This is a genomic window from Butyrivibrio sp. VCB2006, from assembly GCF_000420945.1.
Taxonomy (GTDB): domain Bacteria; phylum Bacillota; class Clostridia; order Lachnospirales; family Lachnospiraceae; genus Butyrivibrio.
The window spans coordinates 315,938-330,744 of record NZ_ATVX01000003.1 but is presented as its reverse complement, the minus strand read 5'-3'; the positions used below and the strand labels follow the sequence as shown (position 1 = coordinate 330,744).

The window sequence follows — 14,807 nt, the reverse complement described above, 5'->3', positions numbered from 1 at the left end:
AAATCTCCGTTCGACTTGCATGTGTTAGGCACGCCGCCAGCGTTCATCCTGAGCCAGGATCGAACTCTCACGTTTAAAAGTTTGATCTGGCCAGAACTCAAGCTTGGCTTTTGTTCTGTCCGTTATTTACTAATTTTTGTTCTGAATAATTCTCTTGGAATTTTTCAGGGTTGCATTACTGTTTATTTGTCAAGGTTCTTTGTCGTTGTAGCTCTCAGCCGCAACTCATTTAGAATATCACAGCTTCAAGTTCTTGTCAACAACTTTTTTAAAAAGATTTTTGCCCTTTCGAAAACAGCTACTGGGTCAAAGCCTCTTTCTGTGTGGGTAGCTGCCCTCTCGCAACGGGCAAAAGTTATTATAGCAAAGCACTTTTACAAATGCAACAACTTTTTTCAGAAATTTCGAAAAAGTTTATAAGTCACTATATATGGGCACTTCAAAGCTTTTTAACCCCAATTTGTAGATGCATTTGTATTTGCACTGGATAATTCTTTATACGAATCATATTGATCCAGGGCAACAAAAAACTCCTAAGGATTTAATCCTTAGGAGTTATGTGCTAAACGGAGAAAGCGGGATTTGAACCCGCGCACCGCGTGAACGGTCTACACCCTTAGCAGGGGCGCCTCTTCAGCCACTTGAGTATTTCTCCATGCCTGAATCCCTCTACCAATATGTGGTTGTGAATTCTTACGCCTGATTTAATCAAGACGCAAATGTAATTATACAAAGAGCAAATGCCTTTGTCAATTGGTTTGTCTTATTTTATTTATTATATAGGTCGTTCCCCTCAGAGTCTATCACAACTATTGCAGGGAAATCCTCGACCTCAAGCTTTCTTATGGCTTCTGTTCCAAGATCATCATAGGCAACTACTTCTGATGCTTTTATAGCTTTTGAAAGAAGAGCACCTGCGCCGCCAATAGCAGCAAAGTATACAGACTTATTTCTAACTATAGCTTCTTTAACTTCAGCAGATCTTTTACCTTTTCCTATCATTCCGCCAAGTCCGAGATCAAGAAGTTTAGGAGTATACTTATCCATTCTGCTTGCTGTTGTCGGTCCTGCAGATCCAATAGGTCTTCCCTCTCTTGCAGGGGAAGGTCCCATATAATAGATCACATTTTCCCTAATATCTATAGGAAGCTCTCCGCCACTTGCAAGAATTTCTGACATTCTCTTATGGGCTGCATCTCTCGCAGTATATATAGTGCCGCTAATATATACCATATCGCCGCTTCTAAGTTCTTTAACCACCTCTTTATTTAAAGGCGCCTGGATTTTCTTTTCCATATAATAAATTTACTCCGTTAGGTCTCAGATTTCTCTTGTTATATGTCTATTCACATGGCAGCATATATTAACTGCAACAGGAAGCCCCGCTATATGCGTTGCATAGGTGTTGATGTTGACAGCCAGTGCTGTAATCTTACCCCCAAGTCCAGCCGGGCCTATTCCGGTAGCATTTATTCTATTAAGAACTTCTTCTTCCATGTCTTTTACATAATCAATTTCCGAGTGTTGACCTACTGGTCTTGTAAGGGCCTCTTTAGCCATCTCGGCGCATTTTTCAAAAGTGCCTCCTATGCCAACGCCTACTACCATCGGAGGGCAGGCATTTGGTCCTGCATCCAGTACAGACTGTACTATGGCATTTTTGACGCCTTCTTCTCCGTCAGCCGGCTTTAGCATAAAGACTCTGCTCATATTCTCACTGCCAAATCCCTTTGGGGCACAGGTAATAGTTACACCATCTCCAGGCACAATGTCGTAATGCACAACAGCAGGAGTATTATCTCCTGTATTCTTTCTGATAAGAGGATCTCCAACTACGGACTTTCTGAGATACCCATCTGTATATCCCTGTCTTACGCCTTCATTGATCGCATCTGTTAGATTTCCGCCCACAAAATGAACGTCCTGTCCTATTTTAAAGAAAAAGACAGCCATTCCTGTATCCTGGCAAATCGGAATCTGATCTTCTTTTGCAATCACCAAATTCTCCTGAAGCTTGGAAAAAATAGTCTTTCCCAGCTCGGATTCTTCTTCATTTTGTGCCTTTTTAAGTGCAGCCTGCATATCCTCGGAAAGCTCATAATTAACATCTATGCACATCTGCCTAACTGTTTTGGTTACTTCAGCGACATTAATCTCACGCATAAAAACAAAACTCCTCAATTATAGTAGAAAAAGCCGCTATCAGCCCAAAATTGTATTCTTGATTTCTACAAGCTCTTCAGGAGATGGGCTTGTTGGCTTCCAGAGAATGTGCTGTCCATCGTTAACGTATCTTGGAATGATGTGAAGATGGAAATGCATAACTGTCTGACCTGCTGCAGATCCATTGTTCTGCACCAGATTAAGACCATCACAACCAAGCTTCTTTTTCATAGTAGCCGCAACTTCCTTGGCAACCTTTGAAGCCTCAGCAAGAGTATCTGCAGGAATTTCAAAAAGATCTGCATAATGCTTTTTGGGAAGAACAAGAGCATGTCCCTTTGTAGCAGGGCCAAGGTCCAAAATTACTCTGAAATCATCATTCTCAAAAATAGTGTTAGAAGGTATTTCCCCATTTGCTATTTTACAAAAAATACAGTCACTCATTACGCAATTCCCTCCATGTCTTTTCTGTTATTAAATAAGATAATATTGATTATTCCAAAAACGAAGCCAGCAAGAAAGCCTCCCAGATGTGCCACTGTATTGGCTCCTGCCTGAAAGAAGCATGACTCAATTACAAACAGCATGAGAAAAAATAGCCTTATAAGCATGGATTTGTCTTTCACAAGCGTCTTGCGGTTAATAAACAGCCACACAACCAGAAAACCAACTATTCCCATAACAGCACCGCTGGCTCCAAGCGAAACCCAGTTAAGATTATTCTTTACCTCATAGGCCATAGATAGTAGATTTCCAAAGATACCTGCTACCATATACATGATAATATATGCGATATGTCCGAGGTAGTGCTCCACGATTGCCCCTACCAAAAGAAGCATCATCATGTTATTAAAAAGATGATTTATATCCTGGTGCAGAAACATAGCTGTTATAAGACGATGGTACTCACCATTCTCAAGCACTCCGGGGGTGTACATCATCCCTATCGAATACAAAAGCTGCAAAATCGTGTTGCTCAGCGCAAACACTACAACATTGATAAGTACCAGTGCCAATGTAACATAGGACGTTTTATAGATCTGTTTTTGCTTTTCGAAGAATTCTTCGTTGTTATTATTAGAATTATCCGGCATTCCAATGCATTAAGCTTAGGATTACGCCATTAGATCAAAGAGCTGATCCATACTCCTTAGAAGCTTAAAGTCTCCCTTCATCTTGATACTGCCCGCCATAAATGCTCTCTGGAAGGTCATTCTACCCTCAAGAACATCTTCGAGAATATGCTGATCTGTAGTAATAACAACATCGCAATTATCCTCGTCGGCTATACGACAGTCACATTTGCTGTTGTCCACATCAATTATGATAGGTTTAGCCTTGGGATTATCTTGTAAAGTGATTTTATACTTAGCGCGAACTCCCGCAACAGGGGTAAATTTCTTACTGAGAAGTTTGACATACTCATCCACATTTCCAACCGCTGCATCATCCTGGCCCATCTTGTCTCTGAAGATACTTGCAAGTTCCTGCAAATCCTCTTTCTGAGTACGAACATAATTATCATCTGATGCATATTCGGAAAGTTGCTCAGACTCCTGCGGAGTAAGGTCGATTCCTTTTGCAACAGAGACTTTATTGATAACCGCCTGGTTACTGGCTGGAAAAACCGGCATTTTCTGATTAATAGTACGGTAAATATTCTCAGTCTTTTTCTCGATTATCTTGGTATATTCTGTGCTGTTCTCAAGCTTTGTAGTATCAGCAATATAGCCGCACATTCCATCACATGGAAGTCCCCCAAGCATTTCCCATGCTGCTGCAAGGCTCATCATTCCTTCACGTTCGCCATGTGTGGTAGACATAACAACAGGCGCCATATAAATCTCTTTAATACGGTCCTTGTCTCCATATAACCAGCATGCATCAAGGAACTGCATAAGATATCCGCCAACGCCGTACCACTCGACTGTGGACGCAAGAATTACACCATCTGCATCCTTGAGTGTATTAGGAAGCGCGGTGATTCCGTTACGCTGCTCATATAAATTGTATTGCTGAACTTTGACATTTAATTCCTGTAAGATTGCAGTGATCTGTGAGATAACGTATAGCGTAGGATCGTCAATTATTCCTCTGCCACCGTAATAGATATTAATCTTCATGGATACCCCTCCAACTAGTTAAGGGTATTATACCATTTTTCACCTACAGTCAAAACAGATTCTTCCTATTTTAATTTCATCGCCTTCCTCTATATGGCATTCTTCTTGGGGGTTGAGCTTAAGTCCGTTCCTGAAAGTACCGTTCGTAGAGCCAAGATCAACGACTGACACCCGCCCCTGACTATCTCTCATGAATCTGCAATGAATCCTTGAAATACTCATATCACTGATCACCTTATCGACGCAGCCTTCCATTTTGCCTATTGTAAGGGGCAGCTTTTCAAGGGGAATTCGGATTGTTTTGTCCGCGTTTCTACTATATAAAGTAATATCCTTATCATCATCTTCTTCACTCATAAGTACAACAGTCTCACTGCAGGTAACAGGATTTCTTTTCGAAGGCGCAGTATTTGATATCACACTCACTTTACGCTTATAACTGTCTTCCTTAACATAATCGGTATCAGCAAAAAAATCTTCTTCTCCAGAGGTTTCAAAATCATACCCATAGTCCTCTTCATTTTCCTCTTCTATACCTGACTTGTTCTTAAGCTTAATCCCCGAAATGCCTCCTGCGCATATATCCTTAACCCCTGTCAAAACGGCCATTAGTCCTGTAATCATAGAGATAACAATCACGATAATTGAAAGAACGTCCTCCTGCTTGGAAAGAACGTAATTCATTCTGATATACATCATCGCTACCAACAATCCAATGAATAAAAAGCCAAATATAATCTGAACTTTTCCGTCTATTTTTGAATGCTTTGATCTTGGCTTTTTCAGTTTTGTTGAAGTTTCCTCAGGTTCGAATTCATCTTCGTAAAAAGAATCGTCGGTATCCATTAGTTCTTTTGTGTCAGCCGCCGTGTCCGAGACTTTGGGTTCTTCAGTAGTTTCATTATCCTCCTCCAAGACCTGTGAAATGCAGTCTATAACAAGCATGCTTTCAACCTGCATTTTCTCCGAGCAGGAATAAATCATCTCTACAGCTTTTTCATCTTCATGATCAACAATTTCAAAAAGCTCGTCTACAAAGCCTGCAAAACCGGCATTATTTGTATCAAACGGGCAATACATGAATCTGAACTGTGATGTGGAAAGATCAACAAATACGCTTTGGTTGTTCAAAATGACATTTTCCATGCCAAGAAGATATTCAGACAGACTCTCAAGGGAATTCTTCAGAGCTTCCAGGAGCATTCGAACATCCATAGCACTCATACCCTTTACCGAAAATCTGTCCTTAAGACTCTGCATGGAATTAATCTCATAATACAGATAGCTCTCATTGTTTATGGTCCTCATATCACATGGGATAAAGCCGGATAAATTTCCTCGTTCCAGCATCCTTGTCTGATAGCTGACGTTTTTGGGTACGTCGAGGTTCTCGTTTTTTACAATCAAATAATTATGTTTAAGTTCTCTACAATATCTATATTCCATTTTTACTCCTTAGTTCCTATATCCCTGATTCTTTTAACGGTCCTTATGTGTCCTGAATAATCTCTCTTTTTGGCATACTGTCTGCTCTTTAGCTTCCAGCTTCCTTTTGGCTTTAGAAAAAAACGCCCCATTGCCGAATGCTTTGTTTCTGTTCCTCCGGTCACCTCTATTTCTTTTCCCGAAGTGCTGCAGTCAAATGTTGGGGACCTGTTTCCATAGTATTTTTTCCCGGCCACAGCATTTTTCTTACTATCAACAACAGTAGCCGGATTGGCCTCTTTATCCATGGAGGCACGAAAAGCCAGAATATAGCTATCCTGCGCGAGAATGCATCTTGCATATACATAATTTGAGAAATATATGATCAACACAAAGACACAAATGATCATAGGTACGATAAATGATGCTTCTACTGTCATATAACCCGGAAGCTTCCGCATAATACGATCACCCCCATTCCCATTGTCAAAAAAGGTACAAAAGGAAGCCTTGTCTTACGGTTTCCCTTTCCAAGCACCAAAATACCTATAGAAAACAGGCAACTTAAAAGTAGTGATATAAAAAGCCCTAAGCAGGTCGTTTCCATTCCATAAACAGGTCCCATACACAGGAGAATAAGGCCATCTCCCACTCCAAGCTCTCCCCTTGTCGCAAAGCTAATAACTATCATGACTACCCCGGGGATAAGGGACAGTAATCCATATGGCCACATATTGCCTTGCACAATGACTGATACCATGGCAACTACAGCAGTTAATGCCTGTAATACAATCAGTAGCATCGGTATCTCTTTTCTCTTAAGATCAGTAAACGCCGCAGAAAGTAGCAGCACCATAAAAACTATTCTTGTTATCATCCACATAATCATCCTCCACATGCACTGCAAGGGCCCCTGCCTCCCACTTCGGAGATTGGAATTGTATAAATCTTTCGTTTTAACCCTGGGCAGCTGACACTTGTATGATATTTTTCTCCATAATCCGTTATGAAAACATCTCCCCCGGCAACTTTCCCCCCACAATACTCGCAGGCGTAGTACTTGGAGCGGTCTTTATTTCGCAGCCCTCCTACATCAGAAAAGTGCACGCTCTTTACGCTGGGCTTAAGATACTTGCATCCGACATTTCTGTGATAAACAGTTCCGTGCTCAGTCACATAGACCATTTCTTCCTGCATAGCTTCCGTATCCGGGCCGAAAGAGATATCATATCCGGTCCAGGCATGTCCATAATACCTGGATTCCACAAGAAAATCCTTAAATCCGATGAGCGGAATAACCGGATGAACCTTGTACCTGGCCACAATATCAACAATATCTCCGCTCATCATTATTCTGGAGGAAAGCATGTTAAGCCCGGAAGATCCATCCATTACCGTATTTCGGTCAAGCCTTTCTGAAAGCCTGCTTCTTACTTCATAGATTGCGTATCCGCTTAGCGCGCCCCCTTCCAAAATAGTGCCCCCACCATCTGCCCCAAGGAGGTTCTCACCTTCTCTAATGTCGTAGGCTCTTATAGTCACTTCATTTCCCACCTGATGGAGAACAGCTTCCACATCCGACTGAACCCTGATGATCTCTATAGCTCCGATTATGTTTACAAAGAAAAAGATAAAAAGAGGAAGCGCAATAGATGCTTCAAGAGTCATGGATGCAGAAAAAGACACTTCCTTTAGAGTTCTGATTGTCTGGAGTATATATCTTTTATTTATTGTTGGTTTTGCAGAAGTGCCTTTGTATCCATCCACGACTGCATGTCGGCATATCTTTTGCCACCTACCTCTCATATCCGTATATCCTTTCTATCTTTGCTTCATAGCCAAATCTCGTACCGATAAGCAGTTCCCCACGTATTATGTCAACGCAGTAATCCAGCTTAAATGCTCCATTTCCATCGGTTTGCCTAACATCCATTTCTATTATGTCCGCCATTCTGCATAGCTTAGTCCCTGCATCAGTAAAAAGAAGCTTCATCCTCAGATAGTCTTTGTAATAAAGACCTTCTCCAAGGTCGCCTCCATTCATATGGTCCCTAAAAGAAAACATATTTGTAAGACTTAGCTTCCAAGTGGAATCAGATTTAAAAAGTGGAACTCTTCCTCCGGAAAAGAGGATATGAAGATCGGAGATGGACTCAGCAAACGTCCATGCAAATAAAATAGAATATTTAATAGGATCTTTTAACTCTGGAACAAAAAGAATAACTGACAGTGCACTGGCCAGGAGATCGGCCTCATTAACCTTGGGTGTACACCCAAATAAATACAGCATATTGGATGCCTGTCTCCAGAAAAGTAGGGTCCTGGCCATCTTCTCAAGATTCCCGTAGTCGCTTCCCTGGCCATAAATCAGGTATTCCAGCTGATACTTCAAAAGAGATTTCTCCAGCTCCTCTCCATACCTGCTGCATTTCTCGTAATAATACTCATCCAAAATCAGATTCTGTCCCGTAGAAGTTCCGGATTCGTCAAGACCTGTCCCCTTATTAAGGTTTCTGCAAGATGCATATTCGGATGTATTCACCACTGCCGTTGAGATTATTGATTTATCTTTGATCGCAAGATTTAACGCCCCTATCCCACGCTGAGAATTGACCACATCTGCAGGATTGCCTATGGAAATAACTTCTTTTTCTCCGTTTTCTTTTTCTATTTCCGGAAGCTCATAAGAATCAATCAGCTCCTGGTTCTCCCTTGCTAGTTCATCTACATCGATAGTGTCAAGTTCGCCGTCCTGAAGGCTTTGCGCATTTCCAAGCACATCACTCATAAGGTTTCCAATCGGCTCCCCTTCCATGTATGCCATTATTTGCCTTGCAAGTACCGCCATGTTATTATCTGTGGCCACCGAATATCCTGAAATTCTCGCATCTTTACAGTACATAGCAGTCATGGTCTGGGCATTCAAAAGACCTCCAGCAGTGCTTCTTTTAAAATTCATTTCCGCATAGTTTCTTAAATGCTCCTGGACATTTGTTATTGAATGAGCTCCGGTCCCGTAGGAGGCATCCACCATAAGAAGACCATATTGCTCATACAGAGCTCTGCTATATTCTGACAAGACCGAGTTCATCGCAATGTCGCAGACGCACTCTGTTTTCATTCTGACTGCCCCTATTCTGGCCCCCTGAAAGAGAGCCAGAACAAGAGATAGTATTATCATTAAGGACAGGGATAAAAAAACTGTGATATATCCTTTAGTTTGTGATCTCACGAGTTTCTTCCCTAATTGTCTTAAAGATGTCTTCTACGATTCCTGAAATCTGCTTTTTAAAGACAATAACAAGTCCAATCAAAACAACGATAATAAGGATAACCTCCACTGTACCCATTCCGGACTCATCCTTCCAAAAGGCCTTAACTCCTTCTGTAATTCTTTTTCCTAAATTCTTAGTTCTAATCTGTAATTCTTTCATTTTTCATTTCCTCTCTATCAAACACATTTGAATTGTCTTTTTCTGCCACTTTGATGTGTCAGAAAGTCATGTATGCCGGAATCATAATGATTATCATTACAATAAGCAGCATTAGTATCATTGGAAGAAGCAACTTAGTGCCGGCTTCTTCTCCCGCTTTTCTTGCTCTGTCCAGCCTGTCTTCCTGAGCCTTTCTTGCCTCCTCATTAAGAAGCTTAAGAAGCTCACTGTTACCTTTTCGCAAGTTTTGCGATAGCAAAGTACTAAGTCTTGTATACTGCTGCCCACCGCATCTATACCCGAACTCCTCATAGGCATCACCCTCAGATTTACCCGCAGCAAGCTGCCTTGTTGTCCTAAGTATCTCCTCGTAGGCGAAGCTCTTTTCCTGTCCTGCCTTTAGCTTGGCGACGTAATTCTCAGATAACTTTCCAAAAATATTTCTCATGGTCATGCCGGCGCCAAGATAGAGAACCATCTGTGAGACAAGTGAGGGATAATCCCGCAATAGCCCCTTGTTTCTATCCTCTATCTTTCCGGCCAGCTCCTTGTCTTTAAGAACAAAGCAGATTCCGCCGGTTACTATCATAAGAAGCATAAGTAAAAGGCTGTTGTCCTCCTCTTTTTCCTTCCAAAGGACCGTCTCTTCTTTATATTTTCCCGGCAGTTCCATCTGTGCCTCGTATCTACTTTTCTCATTGCTTTCTTCAATAAGATCCCGAATTTCCTTTTGTACAATTTCTGCCGGAGACAACTGCCTTGGAATAACATTTGCATATAGCACCTGCTCCCACCTGTCATCGTTATATTTAAACGACGCTGCAAGAGTCACGATTACTCCCTCCTTGGGCACAAAATCAAAGTCAATTTCACCGTCATATTTGCAAACATCAAGATTGTCCACCTTCCAGGATATTTCAAAGGGATAACCATCAATCTTCTGAACAAGATTAAGATCTCCGGTTACTTTTTCCAGGGATTCGTTCTGTCCAAGTATCAGATTCTCCAATTCCGAAGCAGCTTTTTCAAAAAGCTCATCTGCCTCTTTCTTGGTGTAGGTCATTTCATCAATTGTTATATTGAACTCCCCCAGTGCTTCTCCATCCTCATTACTGGCAACAATATTAAGCGCCAAAGCTCCGTCCCCCGGCTCTTTCCTGTCAATAAACTTGCCGTCCCGGATATTTCCCCCATAGATTGTTGATAAGTGAAGCAGAATTGCCAGAAAGCTACCACAAATAGAAAGAAGCAAAACAATGCTGATCTTCTGCGCATAGTAATTTTCTTCAAGCTTGTCCGCATTGGTTTCTCTGTTAAGGGTCGCAAGGCTTGCTCTTACTTTTTGAGAATTAACAATTGTCCTTTTAGATCTAAGAATCCGGTATATGAAAAGAGAAATTCTGTAAAAGAGCCTTGAAATACCGCTTTCCGAAACGTCCTGATCAAGCTTAATATCTTTTGACAAAAAAACAAGCACGCAAACAGTAATAGGGATTATCAAATAAGCCAAAACTATCAATTCAAAATCCCTCCTCAAATTGTAATGTTGACGATTTTCTCGGAAAGAACATAAGACACACAGTAGATTGCCATGCAGACGCTCATCAGAATTATCCCAAGGAAGTTGTGATACAACGAATCAAAAAAGCCCGGGCTGGTGACACTGATATAAAAAATAATAAAGAAAGGTACCATGTTCATTATCCTTGCTTCAAGCCTCTTGGCACTTATAAGTACATCTATTTCTTTTTCAACCTCAAGTTTTCCGGATATAACGCCAATTGTTCTGTCAATAATCTCCGTCATGTTACCGCCGCTTCTTTTGGCCACGGCAAAAACCAGGGCAAAATCCTGAATGTCCGTGTTGCCGGTTTCTTTTCCCATACCAAAGATCAGCTTTTCCAAAGGTACGCTGTTTCTAAGGCCCTTACTTATCTTGGACAGGTAAAAAGATATATCGCTATTTTTTCCATACAAAATATCCATGTCTTTCCTTGCTTCCAAAAAGGAATTCTCTATTGAATATCCGGCCTTTAAGCTTGTAAGCACCGAAAATATCGCATCTTTAAATTGAATCCCTATCTGCCTGCATCTCTTAACACTCTCGTTTTTCCTTTGTAATAAAGTCCAAACAATCGAGATAGGAGATACTATCCCCACAGCAATCCATGAATCAAAGAATAGCCTTCCGAACATAGTGGCAATGGCCATCCCCTGGAACAGATAAACCAGATCACTTTTCCTTGGCCGGAATTGTAAGACCTGCTGCCACGAGTTTTTCAGTGTTTTTGAGTTCACCAACCTTTTTCCACTCTCCTTTTATTCGCTCTCCCTTGTTTCCTGTATCTTCACAAAATCTAAACAAAGGATTCAGCTTGATTTTTCCGCTAATGTCCAGTTCTTTTTCCACCTCACAGATTTCTAAAACCTTTCTGGATCTGTCTCTGAGCCTTCCAAGATGGACAATAATGTCTATTCCGGCAGCAATTTGTCCCCTCACTGCCGCAAGCGGAAGTTCTCCCATTCCCATAAGGCTCATGGTCTCTAGTCTATAGAGCATATCGTAAGCGCTATTGGCATGTCCCGTTGACATTGACATGTGACCAGTATTCATAGCCTGTAGCATATCTACGCACTCACCGCCCCTGACTTCTCCAACTATTACCCAGTCAGGACGCATTCTGAGTGAAGACTTGATCAAGTCCCTGATAGTGATGGGCTCGCACCCCTCAACATTGGCATTTCTTGCTTCCAGTCTTACAAGGTTTGGGACGCCCATAATCTGCAATTCAGCCGAGTCCTCAATTGTCAAAACTCTTAAATCCTTGGGAATAAAATCTGACAAAGCATTTAGAAAGGTGGTTTTACCGGAACCGGTACCTCCTGAAATAAAGATATTGTAGCCTGCCTTTACAAGAATTCTTAGATAATCGCACAGATACGGCGATATTGAATCCAGTCCGATAAGCCTTCCGATGTCAATCGGCTTATCCGGAAATCTTCTGATCGTAATAATAGGGCCGTTTAAAGCCACCGGATCAAGTACTATATTTACTCGGCTTCCGTTGGAAAGCCTTGCATCAACAATGGGCTGGGACTGGTTTACTACTCGGTTACAGGACGCAACTATCTGCTGCACCACGTCTTCAAGCTTTTCTCTTGATTCGAACTTTCCGTTAAATCTGGACAAAGCTCCATTTCTTTCAATGAAAATATTGTCTGTGCCGTTGACCATGATTTCCGTAACACCGGGGTCATCCACCAGTTGCTGCAAAATATCCAGCTTCCTTATGGAATTAAAGACCTGCATACGAAGTCTTTTCCTGTCTTCCACCGAAATAAATGCATGTCGAAGGTTCTCGGAAAGCTTTTGGTCCACAAGTTCATACATCTCTTCATCGGATATGTCCTTGGAATAATCAATGGAACTGATTATCTGCTGCCGGATGTTTCTCTTCAGAGCCTCAAACTTCTGATCCACCGGTTATCCCCTCACTCTCCAAAAGATCTCTGACATAATCCTCATAAGCCTTTTTGTCCCGTATGTCAGGTACCTGACATTTAACAAGCTTTTCCCTAACTTCTTCCAACCCACTTTGCATCAAAACTTCCTCAAAAAGCTTTAACTTATACAGGTCTGATGCATGAGCCCTTGTTATGGCTATAAGCCTGTAGCTAAGAGCTGCTATTTCGAAAAAGTCATCCGGGTACTGGGTCAGATCAACCACAATGTAGTCATAGCCGCATTCTGCTGCCAAGAGCTTATACAGATTACTTACTTTCGAAAGACCTATCTCCTTTATCTGCATCGCAGTCTTGGCGGGCATTATGTAATCAACGCCGTTTCTTGTCTTTTTGATCTTTTCAAGATAAAGGCCGAATTTATCCCTCTCAAGTTCTGCATAATACATAAGATCATTGATGTCCTCATTGCTGGAAATATCCAGCATCTGCGGAAGCGTCGAAAAACTCTCGAAGCTAAGAAAAACCACTTTGCCTTCCCGGGCAAGTCTCTCTGCAATATTCACTGCCAGCGTTGTCTGTCCACATTTTGAAAGAGGTGAATATAAGCCTATTACTCTGCCTTTTCCCGAAGATGACTGAAGACCTAATCCTGTGAAGTCTTCTGATTCCTCTGTGCAAAAGCCCACAATATCATTCACTATAAGGGACGCCGGCTGGTATTTGTTAATGTATCTTTTGTTTACTAAAAAAGCACCATCTTCCGATACCCTGTTGCTTCCGCCAAGTCCCTCATCAAGCACAAGAACATTCTTGATATTTCCGGATAATCTAAGATCATCGATCCCTTCCAGCGCACTTTCAGCAATCATCAAAAGAGATACCTTTGTTTTTTCCAGAAATTTTTCCATAATTTCAAAACTGGTAAAAGAAAAGATTTCAAACCCAAGTCCAAGATTTCCTCTAAGGTACTCATCAAGCCTTCTGCAATATATCTCGTCTTCATCGCAAATAGCCAGTTTATATCTGTTCATACAATTCCTCCCATGACCAAAATGGTGCTAATAAGGACTGGAACTGCAAAATGCAAGGTTTTCTTTTCTCTCTTAAAAATGATAATTACAAGTGAAATTGCTCCTGCAATCAGGAAAGAATATAAGATACAGGAATAACATTCCTGAAATGATAAAAAAGATGCTGTAGACAATAATAGTTTTACATCGCCCGCCGCAATACCCTTTAAAAAGTATACCGGCATGAGCACCAAAAACGTGACAACCACCGTCATGAGCGCTTCAGACAACCTTCCCGGTTCGCTGCAAAACGCCATAAGAAGTCCGGTGATCATTCCGGGTATCACCCAAACATTATATATCTTGTCCTTGCACAGATCAGTAATAACCGCTCCCGTCAAAAACAAGAGTAAAACCGCTTTTATCTTTCTCCACTCCTTTCGTTTTTCTTTTGTCGAGCTCGCGATTAAAGAATTTAGCATGTAAAAAAAGCTTTGTAAACCCCCTCATTTACCATCATCAAAGTGCATAATTAATTTTTTGTTCGATTGCAATCGAACACTTTATAAACTTAGAAAATCACAGAAAAAGAGCGGCTTTGAACATAAATCATATTGAAATATGTTCTATCCGCTCTTTGCAATTTCGTTATTATTGATTCTTAATGATATAAAATTCGGATGCAAAATTAATAGTCTTAAGATTTTCTTAAGCCATAAATCCCCGGTTGTAGGAAGAGGATGCAACTTCCTCATTCAGGCTGTATTTTCCGTAGGTCAACCCGGCATAGACTGTCTGGATATTTCCCATAGTCGGAGCACTGGTATCCTCATTCTCGATTTCTTTATATGCTGCATGAAGAGCTCTGAAATTCTGCTCTACTTTGCTAAGCCTGTTAACGCTCTTTTGAACCCCAGCTGCAGTAAGCTCCTTTTTGGAAAAGATATAAAGCCTATGAAGAAGTCTTCCCAGTTCATATTTTCTGTTTACCGATCGGATCAGTTCATCTACCACATTCTGGGCATAACCAAGGTTCCTATCCGCGATATCATACTGCGCAAGAGTCATAGCGGCTTTTGCATCGCAAATATAATCAATGACCATCTCATAGAGTATAGTGATCATCTGGGTTTTATTGGCCTGGGTTATTCTAAGGGTATATTCCTGTTTCTTTTCCTGAGTCATGG

Annotated in this window: 17 protein-coding genes, 1 tRNA gene and 1 rRNA gene; all 19 read right to left on the bottom strand. The window is 41.3% G+C overall.

Annotated features, from left to right (window positions below; genetic code table 11):
* A 16S ribosomal RNA gene (locus G613_RS0104310) occupies positions 1-75 on the bottom strand; the annotation flags it as partial.
* Positions 76-567: 492 nt separating this feature from the next.
* Positions 568-655, bottom strand: a tRNA-Ser gene (locus G613_RS0104300).
* A 113-nt stretch (positions 656-768) separates the two neighbouring features.
* Entirely contained in the window at positions 769-1,296 is a 528-nt protein-coding gene (locus G613_RS0104295) for a Fe-S-containing hydro-lyase (RefSeq protein WP_029231486.1), read from the bottom strand.
* Positions 1,297-1,320: 24 nt separating this feature from the next.
* A complete protein-coding gene (locus G613_RS0104290) occupies positions 1,321-2,163 on the bottom strand; it encodes a fumarate hydratase (protein WP_029231485.1) in 843 nt (280 codons plus the stop codon).
* Between the two features lie 39 nt (positions 2,164-2,202).
* Positions 2,203-2,607, bottom strand: coding sequence for an HIT family protein (locus tag G613_RS0104285; protein ID WP_029231484.1), 405 nt, complete (start codon positions 2,605-2,607; stop codon positions 2,203-2,205).
* Positions 2,607-3,257, bottom strand: coding sequence for a rhomboid family intramembrane serine protease (locus G613_RS0104280; RefSeq protein ID WP_029231483.1), 651 nt, complete (start codon positions 3,255-3,257; stop codon positions 2,607-2,609). Before G613_RS0104280 ends, G613_RS0104285 begins: the two co-directional genes overlap by 1 nt.
* Positions 3,258-3,278: 21 nt before the next feature.
* On the bottom strand, positions 3,279-4,286 hold the full coding sequence (locus G613_RS0104275; protein ID WP_029231482.1) for an SCP2 sterol-binding domain-containing protein: 1,008 nt from the start codon (positions 4,284-4,286) through the stop codon (positions 3,279-3,281).
* 39 nt (positions 4,287-4,325) lie between these two features.
* Positions 4,326-5,732 carry a DUF6382 domain-containing protein gene (locus tag G613_RS18450; protein WP_029231481.1) on the bottom strand — a complete coding sequence of 469 codons (1,407 nt, stop codon included), beginning with the start codon at positions 5,730-5,732 and terminating at the stop codon, positions 4,326-4,328.
* 2 nt (positions 5,733-5,734) lie between these two features.
* Positions 5,735-6,172 (bottom strand): TadE family protein, encoded by a 438-nt coding sequence (locus tag G613_RS0104265; protein WP_155828029.1) that lies wholly within the window; start codon positions 6,170-6,172, stop codon positions 5,735-5,737.
* The gene (locus G613_RS0104260; protein ID WP_029231479.1) at positions 6,148-6,594 is read right to left on the bottom strand and encodes a prepilin peptidase; all 447 of its coding nucleotides are present in this window, start codon (positions 6,592-6,594) and stop codon (positions 6,148-6,150) included. The genes G613_RS0104265 and G613_RS0104260 overlap by 25 nt, the downstream gene beginning before the upstream one ends.
* A 2-nt stretch (positions 6,595-6,596) precedes the next feature.
* Positions 6,597-7,517: a hypothetical protein gene (locus G613_RS18445; protein ID WP_029231478.1), complete on the bottom strand. Its 921-nt coding sequence runs from the start codon at positions 7,515-7,517 to the stop codon at positions 6,597-6,599.
* Positions 7,507-8,832: a DUF5702 domain-containing protein gene (locus tag G613_RS0104250; RefSeq protein ID WP_029231477.1), complete on the bottom strand. Its 1,326-nt coding sequence runs from the start codon at positions 8,830-8,832 to the stop codon at positions 7,507-7,509. Before G613_RS0104250 ends, G613_RS18445 begins: the two co-directional genes overlap by 11 nt.
* A 94-nt stretch (positions 8,833-8,926) precedes the next feature.
* Entirely contained in the window at positions 8,927-9,145 is a 219-nt protein-coding gene (locus G613_RS19805) for a Flp1 family type IVb pilin (RefSeq protein ID WP_029674515.1), read from the bottom strand.
* A 58-nt stretch (positions 9,146-9,203) separates the two neighbouring features.
* Positions 9,204-10,664, bottom strand: coding sequence for a type II secretion system F family protein (locus tag G613_RS0104240; protein WP_029231476.1), 1,461 nt, complete (start codon positions 10,662-10,664; stop codon positions 9,204-9,206).
* Positions 10,665-10,678: 14 nt separating this feature from the next.
* Complete coding sequence (locus tag G613_RS0104235) at positions 10,679-11,149, bottom strand: type II secretion system F family protein (RefSeq protein WP_155828027.1); 471 nt, start codon at positions 11,147-11,149, stop codon at positions 10,679-10,681.
* A 229-nt stretch (positions 11,150-11,378) separates the two neighbouring features.
* Positions 11,379-12,626 carry a CpaF family protein gene (locus G613_RS0104230; protein WP_029231474.1) on the bottom strand — a complete coding sequence of 416 codons (1,248 nt, stop codon included), beginning with the start codon at positions 12,624-12,626 and terminating at the stop codon, positions 11,379-11,381.
* Positions 12,610-13,641, bottom strand: a complete 1,032-nt coding sequence (locus G613_RS0104225) for a hypothetical protein (RefSeq protein ID WP_029231473.1) — start codon at positions 13,639-13,641, stop codon at positions 12,610-12,612. The genes G613_RS0104230 and G613_RS0104225 overlap by 17 nt, the downstream gene beginning before the upstream one ends.
* Positions 13,638-14,102, bottom strand: coding sequence for an A24 family peptidase (locus G613_RS0104220; protein WP_029231472.1), 465 nt, complete (start codon positions 14,100-14,102; stop codon positions 13,638-13,640). The genes G613_RS0104225 and G613_RS0104220 overlap by 4 nt, the downstream gene beginning before the upstream one ends.
* A gap of 226 nt (positions 14,103-14,328) precedes the next feature.
* Positions 14,329-14,805, bottom strand: a complete 477-nt coding sequence (locus G613_RS0104215; RefSeq protein WP_029231471.1) for a flagellar export chaperone FliS — start codon at positions 14,803-14,805, stop codon at positions 14,329-14,331.
* Positions 14,806-14,807: the final 2 nt, after the last annotated feature.